At 35.0% G+C, this 19,960-nt stretch carries 15 protein-coding genes; 13 read left to right on the top strand and 2 right to left on the bottom strand.

Features of this window, described 5'->3' with window-relative positions; all coding sequences use genetic code 11:
* Window positions 1–491: 491 nt before the first annotated feature.
* The 7 genes from GSA01S_RS01900 (at window position 492) to GSA01S_RS01930 (ending at window position 8,302) form a co-directional block, all read left to right on the top strand.
* Window positions 492–1,706, top strand: a complete 1,215-nt coding sequence (locus GSA01S_RS01900; RefSeq protein WP_066124295.1) for a substrate-binding domain-containing protein — start codon at window positions 492–494, stop codon at window positions 1,704–1,706.
* Between the two features lie 111 nt (window positions 1,707–1,817).
* Entirely contained in the window at window positions 1,818–3,389 is a 1,572-nt protein-coding gene (locus GSA01S_RS01905; RefSeq protein ID WP_217994623.1) for an ATP-binding cassette domain-containing protein, read from the top strand.
* A 1-nt stretch (window position 3,390) separates the two neighbouring features.
* A complete protein-coding gene (mmsB, locus tag GSA01S_RS01910) occupies window positions 3,391–4,614 on the top strand; it encodes a multiple monosaccharide ABC transporter permease (RefSeq protein ID WP_066124296.1) in 1,224 nt (407 codons plus the stop codon).
* A gap of 30 nt (window positions 4,615–4,644) precedes the next feature.
* Window positions 4,645–4,866 carry a hypothetical protein gene (locus GSA01S_RS01915; RefSeq protein ID WP_066124297.1) on the top strand — a complete coding sequence of 74 codons (222 nt, stop codon included), beginning with the start codon at window positions 4,645–4,647 and terminating at the stop codon, window positions 4,864–4,866.
* 888 nt (window positions 4,867–5,754) lie between these two features.
* Window positions 5,755–7,494 carry a 3'-5' exonuclease gene (locus tag GSA01S_RS01920; RefSeq protein ID WP_083513149.1) on the top strand — a complete coding sequence of 580 codons (1,740 nt, stop codon included), beginning with the start codon at window positions 5,755–5,757 and terminating at the stop codon, window positions 7,492–7,494.
* Between the two features lie 96 nt (window positions 7,495–7,590).
* Entirely contained in the window at window positions 7,591–7,842 is a 252-nt protein-coding gene (locus tag GSA01S_RS01925) for a hypothetical protein (RefSeq protein WP_066124301.1), read from the top strand.
* A gap of 223 nt (window positions 7,843–8,065) precedes the next feature.
* On the top strand, window positions 8,066–8,302 hold the full coding sequence (locus GSA01S_RS01930; protein WP_066124303.1) for a SatD family protein: 237 nt from the start codon (window positions 8,066–8,068) through the stop codon (window positions 8,300–8,302).
* A gap of 70 nt (window positions 8,303–8,372) precedes the next feature.
* On the opposite strand, the gene GSA01S_RS01935 is transcribed toward GSA01S_RS01930, so the two are convergent.
* A complete protein-coding gene (locus GSA01S_RS01935; RefSeq protein ID WP_066124304.1) occupies window positions 8,373–9,212 on the bottom strand; it encodes an endonuclease/exonuclease/phosphatase family protein in 840 nt (279 codons plus the stop codon).
* A gap of 14 nt (window positions 9,213–9,226) precedes the next feature.
* Window positions 9,227–11,401, bottom strand: a complete 2,175-nt coding sequence (locus tag GSA01S_RS01940) for a PTS transporter subunit IIBC (RefSeq protein WP_066124306.1) — start codon at window positions 11,399–11,401, stop codon at window positions 9,227–9,229.
* 1,089 nt (window positions 11,402–12,490) lie between these two features.
* On the opposite strand from GSA01S_RS01940, the gene GSA01S_RS01945 reads away from it, so the two are divergent.
* From GSA01S_RS01945 to GSA01S_RS01970, 6 genes are all read left to right on the top strand, one after another.
* Window positions 12,491–13,351, top strand: a complete 861-nt coding sequence (locus tag GSA01S_RS01945; protein WP_066124307.1) for an ROK family protein — start codon at window positions 12,491–12,493, stop codon at window positions 13,349–13,351.
* 196 nt (window positions 13,352–13,547) lie between these two features.
* On the top strand, window positions 13,548–14,519 hold the full coding sequence (locus GSA01S_RS01950) for a LacI family DNA-binding transcriptional regulator (protein WP_066124308.1): 972 nt from the start codon (window positions 13,548–13,550) through the stop codon (window positions 14,517–14,519).
* Window positions 14,520–14,725: 206 nt separating this feature from the next.
* Window positions 14,726–15,646: an ABC transporter permease gene (locus GSA01S_RS01955; RefSeq protein ID WP_066124309.1), complete on the top strand. Its 921-nt coding sequence runs from the start codon at window positions 14,726–14,728 to the stop codon at window positions 15,644–15,646.
* 10 nt (window positions 15,647–15,656) lie between these two features.
* Complete coding sequence (locus GSA01S_RS01960) at window positions 15,657–16,544, top strand: carbohydrate ABC transporter permease (RefSeq protein ID WP_066124311.1); 888 nt, start codon at window positions 15,657–15,659, stop codon at window positions 16,542–16,544.
* 38 nt (window positions 16,545–16,582) lie between these two features.
* The gene (locus tag GSA01S_RS01965; RefSeq protein WP_373276899.1) at window positions 16,583–18,175 is read left to right on the top strand and encodes an ABC transporter substrate-binding protein; all 1,593 of its coding nucleotides are present in this window, start codon (window positions 16,583–16,585) and stop codon (window positions 18,173–18,175) included.
* Between the two features lie 14 nt (window positions 18,176–18,189).
* A complete protein-coding gene (locus tag GSA01S_RS01970) occupies window positions 18,190–19,611 on the top strand; it encodes a glycoside hydrolase family 32 protein (RefSeq protein WP_066124315.1) in 1,422 nt (473 codons plus the stop codon).
* The last annotated feature ends 349 nt before the right edge of the window (window positions 19,612–19,960 follow it).

Below are 19,960 nucleotides of genomic sequence, written 5' to 3' on the forward strand. Positions count from 1 at the left end.
TTTTCTTAAAATTAGTAAAAACCGAGAAACACCTCATCTTTTTGAAATGTTTCTCGGTTATTTTTGAGACTTTTTGCCCAGCCTCGCCGTTTTATTCTAATTATGCGGTTTTCTCTGTCTTTGATTCTTTTTCTTGACTAAAATATAAAGGGCGATAGTTTTGATTGGTGCAGTTCTTACTCAACAAAATATAGCGTGCTCTTAATCTTAAACGTCTAAAATTAGTATAACCGTGGCCAGTTCGTTTGATTGTTTTAATGATGGCTAATTTAAACTTGAAATTTGCCCTTTCAAATTGTTGTACATACAAATTTTAAAAAAATCGAAAGAGGTGTTGACAAATTATCAAGAAAGTTTATAATTAAATTGTAAGCGCATACCAATGAAAGAATATATTCTTCTATAAAAGTTTATGTTGAAGAAAACGGCTCACTTTTTTATGTCTGTTTTATTTTACTATTCAGCAATAATTAAAATTAGAGGTGTAAAAGATGAAATTAAGTAAATTTATCAAAAAAGCAGGAATGATGATTACGAGTCTGGCATTAGTTTCTAGTTTAGCAGCGTGTAGTCCAACCACACGTGGAGGAGAAAACGTTACTAGTTCTCTTAAGGAAGGTGATTTAATTGGTATTTCAATGCCAACAAAAGCAGACCAACGGTGGAATGTTGATGGTGGAAATTTAGTTAAAGAATTAGAAGCTGCTGGTTTTAAAACTCAACTAGCATATGCAAATAATTCTCCTTCTCAACAATCAACTGATATTAACAATCTAGTTTCTTCAGGCGCAAAAGCTATAGTTGTAGCTTCAGTAGACGGTACTGCGGTTGGACCAGCTGTTCAACAAGCTAAAGATGGAGGAGCAACTGTAATTGCATATGACCGTCTTATTATGAATACAGAAGCTGTAGATTATTACGTAACATTTGATCTTGAACGTACAGGTATTTTAGAAGCTGAAACAATTATCGAAAAACTTGATTTAGAAAATGGTGGTGGAAAAGATACACCATATAATATTGCTTTATTTGCAGGATCTGATGATGATAATAATGCACCATATTTCTTTAAAGGAGCGTGGGATTTACTTCAACCATATTTTGAATCTGGTCAGCTTGTAGATCCATCAGGAATTGCTACAAAAGATTTTAAAGTAGAAGATTGGAAAAAAATCTCTGTACATGCATGGGATCAGACTCAAGCGCAAAAACAAATGGATGCGATTATGACGAAGCTAGGAGATCAACCTCTAGCAGCGGTTCTTTCACCATATGACGCTATTTCACTTGGTGTTATGAAGTCTATCAAAAATGCGCGCCCAGATATGTCTCCTTCTATTCCTTTTGATGCAACAAATCCTACAAACAAATCTGCATGGCCAGTGATTACGGGACAAGATGGTATGGATATTGCCATTACAAATATTTACTATGGTGCTCAAGCCCAAACGGTATATAAAAATGTATCATTACTTGCTGAGCAAACAACAAATATAATTAAAGAAATTTCAGAAGGAAAAACTCCTACCTCAGATAAAGAACCACTGAATAATGGAAAAAAAGATGTTCCAACTTGGTTAATGCAATCTGATGAATTAGTTAAAGAACCAACTGGAGACCAAAAAGGACTAGATTATGTTGTTGAAACTGGTTTTATAACAGAGGAACAATATCAAAAAAATATTAAGGCCCCAATTATTGAATAAAAAATTTTTTAGGGCTAGTTTGTAATTTTTTTATTACATTCTGGCCCAAATCTTATAATACTGTTAATGATATCGGTTAGATTTACTTATAGAAAAGTAGGTGTATAAATAATGAGTAAAAATGAAAATCTCCAGGAATCTAATTATATTCTTCAAATGCAAAATATTACCAAAACATTTGGTCCTGTTAAAGCACTTTCTAATGTAAATTTAAATATTAAACGTGGTGAAATACATGGCATTTGTGGTGAAAACGGTGCAGGAAAATCTACTTTAATGAATGTACTTTCTGGAGTGTATCCATATGGAACTTATTCAGGAAATATTGTTTATGAAGGAAAACAATGCACTTTTAAAAATATATCAGATTCAGAGGAGTTAGGTATTGTAGTTATTCAACAAGAGCTTGCATTAAGCCCTTATTTGTCAATTGCAGAAAATATTTTCATGGGAAATGAGAAGCAACATAATGGCATTGTTGATTGGATGCGTACTCGATCAGATGCAATTAAAGTGATGGGACGAGTTGGCTTAATGGAGAGTCCAGAGACAAAAATCATGGATATTGGAGTAGGTAAGCAACAGTTGGTTGAAATTGCAAAGGCATTATCCAAAAACGTTAAATTATTAGTATTAGATGAACCAACAGCTGCTCTTAACGATGAAGACTCTGCTCACTTATTGGATATTCTTAGAGATCTACGTGACAACCATGATGTGACTTCCGTTATTATCTCTCATAAACTAAATGAAATAAAAGAAATAACAGATAATGTTACAGTTATCCGAGATGGATCAACAGTCGGTTATATGACTAATACAGAAAGTGAACCACTAAATCAAGATCGTCTAATTGCCGCAATGGTTGGTCGTGAATTGACTAATTTATATCCTGACCATAAATCAAATATTGGTGAAGAAATTTTTAGAACTGAAAATTGGACAGTTCATCATCCTTTAGATCAACAACGTATTATTGTTGATGATGTAAGTATCAATGCTAGATCAGGAGAAATTGTTGGGATTGCTGGTCTTATGGGTGCTGGACGTACCGAATTAGCAATGAGCATTTTTGGTAAGGCATATGGATCAAATATTTCGGGTAAAGTATTTATTCATGGGAAAGAAACTGATACTTCCACAGTTGAAAAAGCGATTGCCGCCGGATTGGCTTATGCTACTGAGGATCGTAAAGGATATGGACTAAATTTATTACAAAATATTCGGGAAAATGCTATTCTTGCTTCTCTAAAAGAACACTCTAAAAATGGTGTTATGGATTTTAATATTGAACGTGTTGTGGCTGAACGATTTCGAAAAGAATTTCGTATAAAAACACCCTCCATTGAAGAAAAAGTATCAAATCTATCAGGTGGTAACCAACAAAAAGTTGTATTATCTAAATGGGTTATTTCTAATCCAGAGATCCTTATTTTGGATGAACCAACACGTGGAATTGATGTTGGTGCAAAATATGAAATCTATGAAATTATTAATAAATTAGCAGACGAAGGAAAAGCAATTATTGTCATCTCGTCTGAATTGCCTGAATTAATAGGTATTTGCGATCGAATATATACAGTTAGTCAAGGTGTTATTACGGATGATGTACCAAAAGAGAAATTTACTCAAGAATATCTCATGAAAGGTATGACTAAAGAAAAACTAAAGGTGGATGCATAAAATGAGAACTAAAACAAAATCAGCTGTAGAATCAGCAAATGAACATGAAAAAGGATTTTTAGAGGCACTATTATCAAATAGCCGTCAATATGGTATTGTTGGAGCACTAATAGTTATTATTGCAGTTTTTCAAGTTTTAACAGGTGGATTATTGCTACACCCAAATACTGTAGTACAACTAGTTCAACAAAATGCTTATGTTGTAATTTTAGCTATTGGTATGGTAATGGTAATTATCGCAACACATATTGATTTGTCTGTTGGATCTTTAGTAGGTTTTATTGGTGGTTGTGTTGCATTATTGATGCAAGACATGCATGTAAATTGGTTTGTATCGATATTAATTGGTATTTTAATAGGCTTATTAATAGGTGTTTGGCAAGGATTTTGGGTAGCTTATGTGGGGATTCCAGGTTTTATTACTACCTTAGCGGGTATGCTGGTATTCCGTGGATTGGCAACTACTATGATTAATGCTTCAATTCCTGTAAATGATTCATCTTTTAATGCCATTGCAGCAAATTATTTACCGAACATTTTTGGCTTTTGGGGACCTTATGATGGTTTAACTATAGTTGTGGGAATATCATTAATACTATTTTATGCCTATAAGCAATTTAGAAATCGTAAAAAAGCATTTTTAGTTGGCTTAGATGTAGAACCTTTATCTGCAACTTATACAAAAATTGGAATAACTGCTGTTATTATCGGGGCTTTAACCTATTTATTTGCTTCTTCAGGTAATGCTGTACAAGGTGGTATTCCAATTATGCTAGTTATCGTTGGAGTATTAGTAGTATTATATAACTTTATTTTAAATAATACTGTTTTTGGCCGTCATGTTTATGCAGTTGGTGGAAATCGTCGTGCAGCAATGTTATCAGGGATTAATACCAAGAAAGTCGATTTTCTATTGTATGTACATATGGGATTCTTATCATCAATTGCAGCCATTGCGATGCTTTCACGCTTAAGTTCTGCCTCTGCTGCAACCGGTAATTCATTTGAAATGGATGCTATCGCAGCTTGTTTCGTAGGTGGTACTGCGGTAACAGGAGGTGTGGGGACCGTTCCAGGGGTAGTAATTGGTGCTGCTGTGATTGGAGTTATTAACCAAGGTTTGTCAATTATGGGGGTAGATTCAGCATTAATTCAAACAATTAAAGGATTAGTTCTATTACTTGCTGTTGCAATAGATATTTATACCAAAAAGACTAAAAACTAATTTTTTTACAACGAAAGGAGTGGGTAAGAAATGGGAAAAGAATTAAATGAAGCTTCTAAAAGTCGTCTGTATGGATTGACAGCAATTTTCTGTTCAGTGTGGCTAATACAAAGTATATATGATACTATTCAAGCCCAACAAAAAGTATTTACTTGGTTAAATATAATTTTTTATCTATCTCTTTTTTTAGTGATTGTTTACAATGTTTATTCTGCCTATGAAATAAAAAAGGCTTTCAAGAAAGACAAATAGAATTTATCAGTTGTTAAATAGATTAATATAAATAGTATGCTATTCGTTATCATCAATTTGCTTTTTACGTTAATTGGAGATAACGATTTTTTTATTCTTGAAAATTTTATTTAATTTAGTTAATTTGCTTAAAGTCTTCGTCTAATGTAATAAACGCATTGATAATGATATAATCATTAGAAAGAGGCTAGGCAGAAACTTTAAAAAGATCTATCTATATCTTTTATGTGCAAAGGTTGACTGGTCTCAACCTTTATTTTAAAGAGGTTAGGGATAAAGTTGATAAATTCAAGCGAATTATTGCTCATGAATTATAAGCTCATTGGTTGAGGGGTCTCAACCTACGTCTTAAAGACTTGTTTGAGTTCTGTTCAACTGTGCGGGGATGAACAAACGAAGCGAAAATTATTTAATTTTCTACTTTTTGCCTACTCCCTTTCTTTTATTATTGTGAAACCCACAAATTTTCTTATCTCCATTTCACTATCTTTTTGAATTTAATTTACCTGTTCATTTCGGACAGTTTTCCAATAAAAAATGGCTATATTGAATCGATTTTCGATAATTATTTTTATTTTTATGTAAACAATGCAGAAGTGATTCGAAATTGACAGGCAGTGCACTTTTTCTATCTAAATCTACCGTTTTAATTAATGGGACATTTGATCTTCCTCACAGTATTTTAATCATCAACAATCTGGTTATGACACGCTTTCAGCCCTTCAATTCCCTTTCCCCTTACGTTTTTCACTAAGTAATCTCCATTGAATCTTTGTGACAGCATTCAAATCATTCCCATTGAGTTTATTTTGAATCATTACTTAAAGCATTGAATAAAGTCTTAAAATTAGCTACTATTAAGATGTGAAAGCGATTAATATTTTATAGATGGGAGTGTTGATGATGGGGAGACAAGTATATACTTTAACGCAACAACAATTAAAAGTCGTGGATCAAGCACTACAAAATAAAGAGACCGCAATTAAAGGGCCAGCCGGTAGTGGTAAGACTTTAGTGGCGATTAGTATCGCCAATCGTTTGGCTGAAGAAGATGAATTAGCACTCCCACTGGATGGCGAACGTCTACCGATTGTTTTAACAACTTTTACCAATGCCTTGGTCAATCATATCCGTCAGGATTATTATTTGGATGATATTAAAGTGATGACCGTTCACCGTGTATTGAGTGACTTTATTCGCAAAAATGGTGGGAAAGTGAAGTTTGCTTCGCGAAAGTTAAGAGCCTTTTTAGAAAGTCATCTCGATACCAATCGTTATAGTGTCAGGTTTATGGAAGCTGAATTTGCTTTTATTTATGGCAATGGCTTGAAGAAGCGTGCGGATTATTTACAAGCAGTCCGAATAGGACGCGGGCGCGGTAATCTTGACCGAGAGTATGTGTTTGACTTATTTGAACAGTACCAAGCACTACTCGCTAAAAACAATGATTATGATTTTTCAGATATTGGTAATTTAGTGTTAGCATTCATTGCAGAACATGACACATCACCCACTGTAAAGCATCTTATTTTAGATGAGGTGCAAGATATGCCGAAGACTTGGATACGTGCTTTACAACAAATTACGCAAGATAAAATAATTTATATTGGCGATGTGGCGCAATCCATTTATGGCAAACGTTTCACTTGGATTGGCGTGGTAGGTTCAAAATTTAGACCATTAGAACTGCAACGCAATTTTAGAAATACAAGGCAAATATTTGAAGCTGCCGATTCGATTTTAAAATTTGAATATGTGGTCAATGAAGCCTCACGTCAAGAATATTCGCAAGATATTACCGAGACCCAAGATGAAGGTAATCGTCCGCAACTTTTCTTATTACGCAATGAACAAAGCCAATTAGAACATATTCTATTAAAGATAAAAGAGATTCTATCCGATTATCCTAATGAACGGATTTGCATCGGGTTTCGTAAGACAACGGCCTTTAAATTTCGGGTATTAAAGGCATTGAGTAAAGCTGGCATTGCGTATGAAACCAATCTGAGTAAAGACACAGGGAAGACACCAGTAGTCGTTTCGAGTTTTCATTCCATGAAGGGTCTCTCATTTGACCATGTGATTTTAGCGGAGATGGATGATGCCATCTTTGCGGATGCGATTGAAGAAACGGATACTGATGTTGAGCGACGTTTAGTCTTTGTGGCGATGACGCGTGCGCGTAAGACCTTGAGTTTATTTGTTGGTAGTGACCAACCGGTTCGGTATTTAAGTGAGATTTCTCCAACTAAAATTTTACCGATTGTCTGGAATCCGACGGCTTTTGATACTTTATTTAAAGAGCAGATTCAACGATTGACTATTCGTCGTAACATTTTGCGTGAGGAGTTTCAACGCTATACGCATCGGATTGCTGAATTAGAAAGCGAGTTAGAACAAGCGCAAGCTGAATTAGCCAAAATGCTCGATCAACCGATTAGTCAGGTAGGATTTGGTAATGAGAAAATATCAAAATTAACCGTTGATATTGAAATTGAGAAGCAACATCAATTAGCAGTTGAAGCAAAATTAATGGAAACCAAAGTGCAAGACCAATTGGCGCATAATCAATTAGATTTAGAGCCAGCGACATATTATTTTAGTGATAATGCGAAACTACTCATATAAGGTGGCGATGGAGGTTTCCGTGAGAAGCATTTACCAGGGCTCTTAAAAGAATACGGACTAGCCAGAGATGCTTATGAATGGATTCCCTATGATGAAATGAAACATTTTGATATTACCACTTGTTATTATTCAACAAAATATTCAGATTTAATCGTCGGGGCTACGCCACATAGTACAAAGGGCATTGGCAACAGTTCGAGCTTAATTCAATTTATTCGTGATCATCAATCCGAATTACCTAGAGCACATATTTTAGAACAAAATGGCATCCCGATTAAATTATCAAAAGAAGATTTTAGAAAGTTGCTTCCTAATACAGCCTTGTATGCTGCATTAAAAGGCATTTAATCGATTAAAGTCTCACTTGATTTGGCAATTAAGCGGTGAGGCACAATGTATTGTTAGATAGGAATGCATGGCTTGAGGCTCAATGTATTGATAGACAGGGACGGATCACGAGAGGTTCAATGTATTATTAGCCAGAGACGAATCCGACGATTATAATCAAACTGTCTATTTAAACAGACAATTTATATTTTGTCTATTATAACAGACAAAAAGAGGTGAGGTTATGCAATATATCGCAATGATTGGCGATGTCATTGAGTCAAAGTCCATTAAGGAACGTCAACAATCACAAGATCAATTAAATAAGATTATGAAGCAATTAAATGAACAGTATCAAACAACGATTGTTTTTAATTTTACGATTACAATCGGTGATGAATTATCCAGGATTAATAACTCAATTTTAATTTCAATCCCACTTATCCTTACTTTCTTTACAGGTGCCTGGCTAGATATTTAATAATTAGTGAAGTTAATAGATACTCAAAAACCCGCTAGCAGATTTCTGCTAGCGGGTTTCTTCATTATATTTAATTAAATTCGACTGCTACTCCAAAGTGATCGCTCACGATGGGTTCTTTTTTGCCATCAAAAACAACTCGGTAATTTTTAACTTCTCCCGGGTAATCCGTAAAGATATAATCGATTCTTTTTTCATCCGTATGGCCTTCCCATCCGTCAATATCACTCAAAACGGTTGCAGATCCAATCTTTTCTTCTGCCTGAACATAAGCATCTTTTAATTGAGGAGCCGTAGTTTTGATATAGTCATAGCCCTTGTCTCTAAGATCTGCCTCATTGTTGAAATCACCCATAAAAAGATGAGTCTTCTGACTCTCTTTTTCAATATGAGGAAGCGTATTATCCCATTCATACTTGAATAAATGATCACCTGATGGATCTAACCACCAAGAGTAGTGGCATGAAAAGACTACCCATTCTTTACCTTCAAGGCTTACATTACCTTTTAGAACTCTTCTGGTGTAGTGATTCGCATAATCCGATATTTCAGACACTAAGAAACTTTCTGGACTGAAAGGTGTTTTGGATAAAATAGCCACACCTTCATCGTACACATCATAGCCAATATGATTGGCTGTCCAACTCCAATAGTAATGAAGTCCACGCTCTTTTAGCAACTGAACGATGAGATATGCAAAGTTATCTTCCTTTATAGCAACAGGATACATTTCTCCAGAAGCTTGGGTAAATAAATCATCCACAATTTCTTTCGCTTCCATTGTTTGATTAATTTCCTGAAGAGCGATAATTTGAAAATCTTCTTTGGCGATATAATCAACGATTTGTCTTAATTTTAATTCTGGATCTTCTTCCATCCATGAATGAGTATTCAGTGTTAAAACGTTCAATTTATTTCTCCATTCTAACCAATGTTTCTTTCATTCACTCGACCAATCTCTGTATCTTCGGAGATATCATGCGTTTGAATGAACTCAAAGTCTTGATTTTCTGTCAAGTTCGTAAACACAACCATGATAGTGGTTTCTTTTCCTGCTTTTTTAATCGAAGCCAAGTCCATTTCAGCTATTTTATCTCCAGCAATTACTTCTTGACCTTCTTCAACAAAGATTTCAAAACCTTCACCTTTTAATGCAACTGTATCTATTCCTAAATGAATAAGTACGTCAATTCCACTTGCTGTTTTAATACCAATTGCATGTTTGGTTGGGAAGACACTTTGAATTGTACCATCTACTGGAGAGACTACTGTATTTGTTGAAGGGTTTACTGCATAACCATCACCCATCATTTTCTGAGAAAATACTTCATCATTTACTTCAGTAATCGGAAGTACGTCACCTTTTGCTACTGGGAAAATTACTGTTGTGAGTCCTTTTGAACCTGTAGCCACTACTTCCTTTTCATCCATTTCATCAAGTTTAGGTTCTGGAATAGCTGCATTAGAGCTCAATACATCCAAAATATCAGATTTTAAGACATCTGCTTTCGGTCCATAAACTGCTTGAACTCCATTATCTTTCTTCACAAGCCCCATTGCGCCTGCTTTTTTCCAAGCGTTTTCGTCTCCAACAGAATCAATATCCTTAACAGAAACACGTAAGCGAGTCATACAAGCATCTACATCTGTAATGTTTTCTTTACCACCTAATAAGTGAATAATATCATACACTTGTTGTGTAGCATCTACAGGCTCTCCATTTTCAGATGCTACTTCTCCACCTTCGTAATTTCCATTACGTCCTGGTGTTGCAAAATTGAATTTCTTAATTAAGAAGTTTGCAATAAAGTAAGTCAATATTCCGAATAGAAGGGTTACCCAAACAAAGTTAATTAAATCCATACCTAGTCCCGCACGAATCGCTAATGGCGTACGTGTAAGCAATTCAATGTTACCAAACGAGTGAACACGTAAGTTTACGATATCAGCCATCGCAAATGCTGCTCCTTGGATTACCGCATAAACGATATACAAAGGCATAGCTGCGAACATAAACATAAACTCAAGTGGTTCTGTAACACCTGTTAAAAATACAGCTAAAGCAGCGGATACATACATTGATTTATGTGTTTTTAGTTTGTCTTTATCGACATTTTTATACATAGCATAAGATAGACCCATTAAGATACCTGATGATCCAATCATTTGTCCGACTTTAAAACGAGCAGGAACTACGTTATTTAATAACCATTGGTACGTAGCAGTATCACCAGCAGCGTCTAAATTAATTAAATCTCTTACCCATGCTAACCAAAGTGGGTCTTGACCGAATACCATAGCACCCTGTTGTGCACCAGTTAATACTTCATAGGTTCCTCCAAGAGGTGTGTAGTTAATTGGAATAGTTAACATGTGGTGTAAACCAAATGGTAATAATAAACGCTCTAATGTACCAAATAAGAATGGAGCTAAGACTGGAGCTGATTCTTGTGATTGCGCAATCCATACACCGAAACTATTAATACCACTTTGAATAAATGGCCAAACAATAGCTAATACAATTGAAACAATTAAAGACCATAAGATAATAACAAACGGTACAAATCTTTTTCCGTTAAAGAAGGATAAAGCATCGGGTAGTTTTCTAAAATTATAATATTTATTGTAAGCAACAGCTCCCATAAATCCTGCAATAATACCGACGAAAACCCCCATATTTAAAGCTGGTGCCTCTAAAACACTAACAAAATAACCATCAATTGGTATTTCTGCTCCAAATAATGTTTGTGTTACTGCATTTGGGTCAGCTAACATTTCACTGGTTACGCCAAAAATCGCTCCTGTAATTCGGTTAATTAGAATAAAACTGAGCCCGGCAGCGAAGGCACCCCCAGCTCTATCTTTTGCCCAACTTCCACCGATTGCTAATGCAAATAAGACGTGTAAGTTTCCAATAATTGCCCAACCAATATTCTCAATCACACTTCCAACTGAAATCAAAGCTTGCATATCTGGATTAATTAGAGGAAGTGATCCACCAATACTAATCATTAATCCTGCAGCTGGCATAACAGCAATAACGCCCATTAAGGCTTTCCCGAATTTTTGCCAAAATTCAAAATTAAATATTTTTTTCAATTTTCTTCTCCCTGTCTTCTCTTATTTCTTATATTTCTTATATTTCTAAAAAAATTGTGAATCTGGTATTCTCACCTCCATCTTATTAATTTATTCCCATCATAATGACTACTACACTATAAACAGTAAAAACGATTTTAATTTATTATATTTTTTTAAACAACCGCTCTCATAAAATAGTTCATTTTAGTAGTAATGCATAAAACTTATAGCGTAAGATAAATGATGGGTTCTTCTTAGATCTATTCAGGATACTAATAGTTTTAATTTATCATATAACCACAATGTTGTAAAGAATGATACCGTCTTGTAAACGTTTAGCAAAACTCTTTATGTCTTTGAAATATAACAAGAATTACATAAATATTTTACTAAAAAAATAAGTTAATTTAAAAATGCTCTTTCAATTTTTTGTATTTGTAAGTTAAAACCCTATAAAATAGAAAAATCGGTTGTATTTATTTTAAATATATTTTTTCAGATTCTGCGACGTAATCAGTGCATTAAGAAGAGGCTGGGCAAAACTCGATAAATTAAATTAAGTGATTGTTCGATAATTAAAAGCGTAGGGGTTGAGTGGCCTCAATCTGCGTCTTAACGAGATGAACATAAATTTGAAAAATTCAGTCAAATTAGTGCTTATTCATTAAATGCGCAGGGGTTGAGTGGGTTGGAAGACGAAGCGAAAATCCTTCATTTTTTTACTTCTAGTCCTTAACCTTATTGTACTCCCATTATTTTCTAGAATAAACTAGGTGAAAACTCTTAAAAACTCATTCAATTTGATCAAAAATCAACTAAAACGGGCTTATTTTTGAAATGTTTCAAAAATATTTTTAGCCATTTAAAAAGGCGCTAAAACCTTATGATATCAAGGTTTTTAAGCTGTATTCATTTTTATGTTTTTTATACAAAAACAGACAATTGTGAACTTCATCATTCACAAATTTATAATAATTGATTATAATGATGGTAAATGGATGTCATGGGTTAGTTCAATCAATGGAAACTGGTTGGAGGCAACAATTGAAATTTTCAGTCGAATGGTGGACTAACCTCGACATTCAAAAATCGATGAGGAGTGATACCATGTATGGTGCATTAGAAGCAGGTGGCACAAAATGCGTTTGTGCTATGTTTGATAACGAAGGACAAATTATTGAGCGAGTAAGTATTCCTACTGAAACGCCCGATATTTCTGTACCAAAAATGATTGCTTTCTTTAAAAATTATCCTGAGATGAAAGCATTAGGGATTGGTTCATTCGGCCCTTTAGGCGATAATGAAGAGTTGCCTTCTTACGGTTATATTACAACCACTCCGAAAAAAGGCTGGAATAACTATAATTTCTTAGGTGCTTTTAAAGCAGAATTTGATGTACCGATGGCGTGGACTACCGATGTGAATGCGGCGGCTTATGGTGAAATGAAACAAGGGGCAGCCAAAGGATTGGATAATGTCATTTATTTAACTGTTGGAACGGGTGTTGGGGGCGGTGTCGTTGTCGACGGTCATGTAGTTAGTGGCTATGGTCACCCTGAAACAGGCCACATGTTAGTCAGACGTCATCCAGAAGATCAATATGAAGGTAAATGTCCTTATCATGGAGACTGTTTAGAAGGGATGGCTGCTGGTCCAGCAATTGAAGAACGTTGGGGCCAAAAAGGTTTTGATTTAGCTGAAGATCACCAAGCTTGGGAAATGGAAGCTTATTATATTGCGCAAGGATTGTATAATTACTATACTGTTTTAGGTTGCGAACGATTCATTTTAGGTGGTGGCGTGATGAAACAACGTCAATTATTCCCATTAATTCGTGAAAATTTCAAAAAGTTCAATAATGGTTATTTAGAAACACCGGAATTAGAAGGCTTTATCGTACCACCAGCATTAGAAGACGATGCCGGTATTACAGGATGTTATGAATTAGCGCGTGAATTACTATCATAATATCGTGTACTCATTAAATTCTGTGAATGAATTGAGTCATGCAATCAACAATGAATTCAAATAAAAAGAGTGGTCATGACGATGCGGGACGATTAACTTGTATTCCGTCTGCCACTCCCAATATTAGCGATGGCTAGCGGATGCCTTAATTTGATAGTCATCGTTATAAAATTTTAAGTAAAGTGAGGTGAAAGAAATGGCAACAATGAAAGATGTCGCAGAATTAGCGGGCGTTAGTTTAGGGACCGTCTCAAGAGTCATTAATAAAGCACAAGGCATTAAGCCCCAAACACTTGAAAAAGTTAATGCGGCAATTGAAAAATTAAATTATGTACCCGACCAATATGCACGTGGGATGAAATTGAATCGTACCAACACCGTTGCTTTAATCGTACCGACGATATGGCATCCGTTTTTCAGTGAATTTGCTTATCATGTCGAACAAGAATTGAGTCGCTTAGATTATAAGATGCTTCTATGTAATAGTGCTGGTCCGGAAAAGGAAGCAGAATATATAAAAATGTTACAACAAAATAAAGTAGATGGAATCATTGCGATTACATATAGTTCGATTGAGGAGTTTTTATCTTCAGGTATCCCTTTTGTCAGTTTTGATCGTGTCTTTCCAGGTATGGATATTGCTTATGTTGCGTCTGACAACAAGGTAGGTGCTGAAATAGCGGCGAAGACACTCATTGAGAAAGGGTGTACGCATTTTGGCTTTGTCGGAGCACATAATGAGACGGAGAACGAGACGAAAAAGCGTCGTCAATATTTTGAAAAAGCCATTATAGAACCAGGATATCAACTTTCAATTTTAGATGAAGTGGAGCCTGTTCCTAACTTAAAAGAAAAGATTCGCGAGTTTTTAATTGAAAATCCTACAATAGATGGTATCTTTACGATTAATGACTTTGCGGCGCTTGATGTGATTGAAGTTGCGGAAGATTTAGGAATGAGAGTGCCAGAAGATCTGCAAATAATTGGCTATGATGGGATAAAAATGGCGATGGAGCGACAATATGTCGTGTCAACGATTAAACAACCGTTGGAAGAAATGTCTAAAAAAGCAGTGGAACTTATTTTAGATATTATTGATAATAAAGAACATACGCGTCAATATTTAATTCCTGGTTATTATGTTGAAGGCAGAACCACAAAAAAATAAAAAAAAAAGAAAATACCTATTGACAAAAAACGCTTTCTTTTATAAACTAAGATTGTAGAAAGTTACGAAGTATTTTTTTTAGAGCGTTATTGAAACGTTTCAATTAGAATGTAAATTCAAATAAAATCAAATTGTGCTGACAGGCAATGCAGCACTAATTTTTTAAAGTTGTTTTGAAACGTTTCAAAAAAAGGAGGAGGAAACAGATGTCAACGGTCATCAAAAAAGAGTTGAGTACTTGGGAGAAAATAAAAAAACAAAAAGTATTATTTTTAATGTTGTTACCAGGTTTACTACTAACATTCGTATTTAAGTATATCCCGATGTACGGAGTCTTAATTGCCTTTAAGGACTACAATCCATTACAAGGTATCTTAGGAAGTGATTGGGTAGGATTTAAAGAATTTGCCAAGTTCTTATCAGCACCCAATCTGGGATTATTAGTCGGGAACACCATAAAGTTAAGTGTTTATGGATTATTGTGGGGTTTCTTGCCACCGATTATTTTAGCAATTATGTTAAATCAATTAGCAAGTCCAAGATTGAAAAGACAAATCCAGTTAATCTTATATGCACCTAACTTTATCTCAGTTGTGGTCATTGTCGGAATGATTTTTCTACTGTTCTCTATTGAAGGTCCGGTTAATCGTATTTTAGAGATGGTAGGCATCAATATTAATTTTATGACCAATCCTAATTATTTTAGAAGTTTGTATATTGGAAGTGGTATTTGGCAAGGAATGGGTTGGGCTTCAACCTTATATACAGCTACATTGGTTAATGTCGATCCGTCGCTAGTTGAAGCTGCTAAACTGGATGGTGCTAATATTTTACAAAGAATATGGCATATTGACTTACCGACCTTAAAACCGGTGATGGTCATTCAATTCATCTTAGCAGCGGGTAATATTATGAGTGTCGGTTATGAGAAAGCTTACTTAATGCAAACATCATTAAATTTAACCGCATCTGAGATTATTTCAACTTATGTTTATAAACAAGGTTTAGTTTCAGGTAATTATTCTTATTCAACAGCTGTTGGTTTAATCAATACCGTCATTAATGTGGTATTACTGATAATTGTTAATAAAACAGTGCAACACTTAAATGATGGCGAAGGATTATAGGAGGTAAATGATGAATTCAGCAATGCAAACCGATTTTGACCGTCGAATTTTACTGATTAATAAAATCATGATTGGTCTAATAGTGTTAATTACTTTTGTGCCACTTGTCTATATATTGATTGCTTCTTTTATGGATCCAACTACTCTATTAGCCAAAGGAATTAGTTTTAATCCAAAAGATTGGACATTACAAGGCTATCAAAGAGTTTTTGCTGACGCGTCCATTGTGAGAGGATTTATGAATTCAATTTTCTATTCGTTAGCTCTTTCGATTATTACAGTTGCTGTCTCGATGTTAACAGCATACCCTTTATCTCGAAAAGACTTAGTTGGTAGAAAATGGATTAATATTATGTTATTAATCACTATGTTTTTTGGGGGCGGCTTAGTTCCAACTTATTTATTAGTGAAGCAACTAGGAATGTTAAATACCGTGTGGTCAATCTTAATTCCGGGAGCGGTTAATGTTTGGAATATTATTTTAATTCGAACTTACTGTCAAAATTTACCTGAAGAATTAATTGAAGCAGCCGTTATCGATGGGGCTAATGATTTTCAAATTTTTGTCAAAATTATTGTGCCACTATGTAAGCCGATTTTATTTGTACTGTTCTTATATGCCTTTGTCGGTCAATGGAATTCATATTTTGATGCGATGATTTATTTAAAAGATCCAAAACTAGAACCTTTACAATTAGTTTTACGAAAAATCTTAATTCAAAATCAACCTAATCAAGAAATGATTGGAACGAATACCGCAATGATTGATATTCAGCGGATTGCCGAAATGATTAAATATGCCACAATTGTTGTTTCAAGTTTACCATTGATGATTATGTACCCATTCTTCCAAAAATACTTTGATAAAGGTATTTTGGTTGGTTCAATTAAAGGATAAAAAAATTTTTGGAGGGAAAAAAGATGAAAAAAGCAAAAATGTTAGGATTGTTAATGTCCAGTGGATTAATTATAGCTGCATGTAGTGGGGGTGGTGGAACCTCAAGTCCTGATTATGGTTTGAAAGATGTAAAATTTCCATTAGAAAAGCAAGTGACCTTAAAAGTGACGACCGGTAGTTCACCGTTAGCGCCAGAAGACCCTAATGATAAATTAATCGTCAAAAGATTAGAAGAAGATACGAATGTTCATATTGAATGGACTAATTACAATACTGATTATGCTGAAAAACGTAACTTAGATATTTCCAGTGGCGATTTACCGGATGTGTTCCATAATGCTGCGGCCTCTGATGTGGATTTAATTAAATGGGCTAAAAACGGGGTGATTGTACCTTTAGAAGATTTAATTGACCAATATATGCCTAATTTTAAGAAAATATTAGATGAAAATCCAGAATATCGTGCCATGATTACCGCACCAGATGGTCATATTTATTCATTTCCTTGGATTGAAGAATTAGGTTCTGACAAAGAATCGATTCACTCTGTTAATGATATCGCATGGATTAACGTAGAATGGTTAGATAATTTAGGTTTAGATATGCCAGAAACAACCGATGATTTAATCGAAGTCTTAGAAGCATTCAAAACTCAAGATCCTAATGGTAACGGTGAAGCGGATGAAATCCCAATGGCCTTTATTAATAATGGAGGTAATGAGGATTTTAAAATTTTAATGGGTGCCTTTGGAATCGGTGATACGGATGATCACGTCGTTGTTTCAAACGATAAAATAGTAGACTTTACAGCAGATAACGAAGAGTACAAAGAAGGAATCAAGTTCATGCGTGATTTATATGAACGTGGCTTATTAGATACTGAAGCCTTTGAACAAGATTGGAATACTTATATTGCGAAAGGCTCAGAACATCGTTATGGTGTTTACTTTACATGGGATAAAGCCAATGTGACGGGAATGAACGATAGTTATGATATTTTACCAGCATTAGCAGGACCAGATGGCAAAAAACATATTACTCGTACTAATAATTTTGGTTTTTCTCGTGACCGTGCAGTCATTACTTCAGCAAATAAAAACTTAGAGTTAACGACTAAATGGATTGATAAGATGTACGAACCGGTACAATCGGTTCAAAATAACTGGGGAACCTATGGTGATGATACCCAACAAAATATCTTTGAATTTGATGAAGCAACTCAAACTTTAAAACATTTACCATTAGAAGGGACCGCTCCAGGAGAATTACGTCAAAAAACCGAATTAGGTGGACCTTTAGCTATCTTGGATGAATACTATGGTACTGTGACAACTATGCCAGATGATGCAAAATGGCGTTTAGATTTATTACATGAACATTATGTGCCATATATGAATAATGATTATAATTACCCACGTGTATTTATGTCAGTTGAAGACTTAGAAAAGATTGAAACAATCGAAGCTGACTTAATGGAATATGTCAACCGCAAACGTTCAGAATGGATTGTTAACGGCAATATTGATGAAGAATGGGATGCTTATTTAGCAGAATTAGATAGATTTAGATTACCAGAATGGTTAGAAATTAAACAAAAATATTTTGATGAGTATTTAACTAACCAAGAATAGTAGGAGGCGTATCAATGACTCAATTTACAATCGAGCGAGCAAATCAATTTATTAAAGCAAACAAACATTTAGTCAATCCACAATACCGACCTCAGGTGCATTTTACTGCACCTATCGGGTGGATTAATGATCCAAATGGCTTTATCTTCTATCAAGGAGAGTACCATTTGTTTTATCAGCATTATCCTTATGATGCGATTTGGGGACCGATGCATTGGGGACACGCAAAGTCAAAGGATTTGATTCATTGGGAACATTTACCAGTAGCGTTAGCACCAGATAAGGACTATGACCTTGGTGGATGCTTTTCAGGTAGTGCCATTGAAAAAGATGGCAAATTATGGTTAATGTATACGGGGAATATTCAAAATGAACAAGGCGAACCACGTCAAATTCAAAACATCGCTGTCTCAGAAGATGGGGTTCATTTTGAAAAGATTGCTCAAAATCCGGTATTAACTGAAGCGGACTTACCTGAAGGAATAGTGCCAGCTGACTTCCGTGATCCCAAGGTTTTTGAAAAAGATGGTAAATATTATGCGGTGATTGTGGCTCGTCATGTAGACGGTGTAGGTTGCGTTCTATTATACAGTTCCGATGATTTAATAGAATGGCAATATGAGTCGATTTTCCTTAAAGGTACAAAGGAACAAGGTGAAATGTGGGAATGTCCAGATTATTTTAATCTCGATGGTGTCGATACACTCTTGATGTCACCGATGCGTTTTGGACGCGAGGATTTGAGTCATCATAACTTAAATACCACGGTAGTTGTTAAAGGGAAAGTTGATTGGGACAAAAAGGAGTTTATCCCTGAACAATGGGATGAATTAGATCATGGACATGATTTCTATGCGCCTCAAACATTAGAAGATGATCAAGGGCGTCGCATTATGATTGCTTGGATGAATACTTGGGGTCGTCAGAATGTGACCAAAGAGTTAGGTCATCAGTGGGCTTTCGGTATGACGATGCCCCGTGTCTTAAATTGGCGCGACAATCAATTTACACAAACACCCGTGTTGACCGAAGCTCATTTAACAGCAGAAACGACGGATGATTTCTCAACCAATCAAGCGAAAGTATTAGTCTTACAACCTAAGACACAAGCGGATTTCGAGTTACGAGTGGGGAGTACACAAGACTATGTCAGCATTCGCTATGAGAAAGATGGCAATGCGGTTTATTTAGACCGGGAAAATCTAAGAATTGATTTATCAGGTGAAGAAAATGAACCTGTCACTAAACGAGGTTTCAGAGTAAAAGAAGCTCAATTAGCTAAACTGGAAATTATCTTAGATACGAATTCCATCGAATTAATTGCTAATAATGGTACAGCAACCTTATCCTCTAATATTTATTTAGGAGAAGGAATTGAACCTGTTGTGACATTATGGAGCGGAGATGTTGACATTTCAAGTTATGTCATTCAATAATTGTTTGATTATTGTTTGTTGAGGCTTTAGGTCATGACCTCCTGAAGTGTCTTTGTATATATTTGATGAAACAGCAGGTCATGCCATCTAATAATACCTCATTGATATTTGATGAAACAACAGGCCGTGCCATCAAATAATATCTCATGGATCTTGATGAAATTTTAGTTAGTGCCATTTAATAATATCTTATTTAAATTAGGTGAAACTCCATCATGACGTCCAGTAAAAGCTTCATTGATTGATAGATGATTATTTAAAACAAACTAATAGGGAATGGACCAATCAAAGGTAATCAAGGGATTACTAATGATTGGTCCTTTTTTTGTTGGAGTAAAAATAAGCTTTC

Source organism: Globicatella sanguinis NBRC 15551 (assembly GCF_001552295.1).
GTDB lineage: Bacteria > Bacillota > Bacilli > Lactobacillales > Aerococcaceae > Globicatella > Globicatella sanguinis.

Coding starts and splice junctions, on each gene's coding strand:
- GSA01S_RS01900 (WP_066124295.1), top strand. CDS start 492: ATGAAATTAAGTAAATTTATCAAAAAAGCAGGAATGATGATTACGAGT.
- GSA01S_RS01905 (WP_217994623.1), top strand. CDS start 1,818: ATGAGTAAAAATGAAAATCTCCAGGAATCTAATTATATTCTTCAAATG.
- mmsB (WP_066124296.1), top strand. CDS start 3,391: ATGAGAACTAAAACAAAATCAGCTGTAGAATCAGCAAATGAACATGAA.
- GSA01S_RS01915 (WP_066124297.1), top strand. CDS start 4,645: ATGGGAAAAGAATTAAATGAAGCTTCTAAAAGTCGTCTGTATGGATTG.
- GSA01S_RS01920 (WP_083513149.1), top strand. CDS start 5,755: ATGGGAGTGTTGATGATGGGGAGACAAGTATATACTTTAACGCAACAA.
- GSA01S_RS01925 (WP_066124301.1), top strand. CDS start 7,591: ATGAAACATTTTGATATTACCACTTGTTATTATTCAACAAAATATTCA.
- GSA01S_RS01930 (WP_066124303.1), top strand. CDS start 8,066: ATGCAATATATCGCAATGATTGGCGATGTCATTGAGTCAAAGTCCATT.
- GSA01S_RS01945 (WP_066124307.1), top strand. CDS start 12,491: ATGTATGGTGCATTAGAAGCAGGTGGCACAAAATGCGTTTGTGCTATG.
- GSA01S_RS01950 (WP_066124308.1), top strand. CDS start 13,548: ATGGCAACAATGAAAGATGTCGCAGAATTAGCGGGCGTTAGTTTAGGG.
- GSA01S_RS01955 (WP_066124309.1), top strand. CDS start 14,726: ATGTCAACGGTCATCAAAAAAGAGTTGAGTACTTGGGAGAAAATAAAA.
- GSA01S_RS01960 (WP_066124311.1), top strand. CDS start 15,657: ATGAATTCAGCAATGCAAACCGATTTTGACCGTCGAATTTTACTGATT.
- GSA01S_RS01965 (WP_373276899.1), top strand. CDS start 16,583: ATGTTAGGATTGTTAATGTCCAGTGGATTAATTATAGCTGCATGTAGT.
- GSA01S_RS01970 (WP_066124315.1), top strand. CDS start 18,190: ATGACTCAATTTACAATCGAGCGAGCAAATCAATTTATTAAAGCAAAC.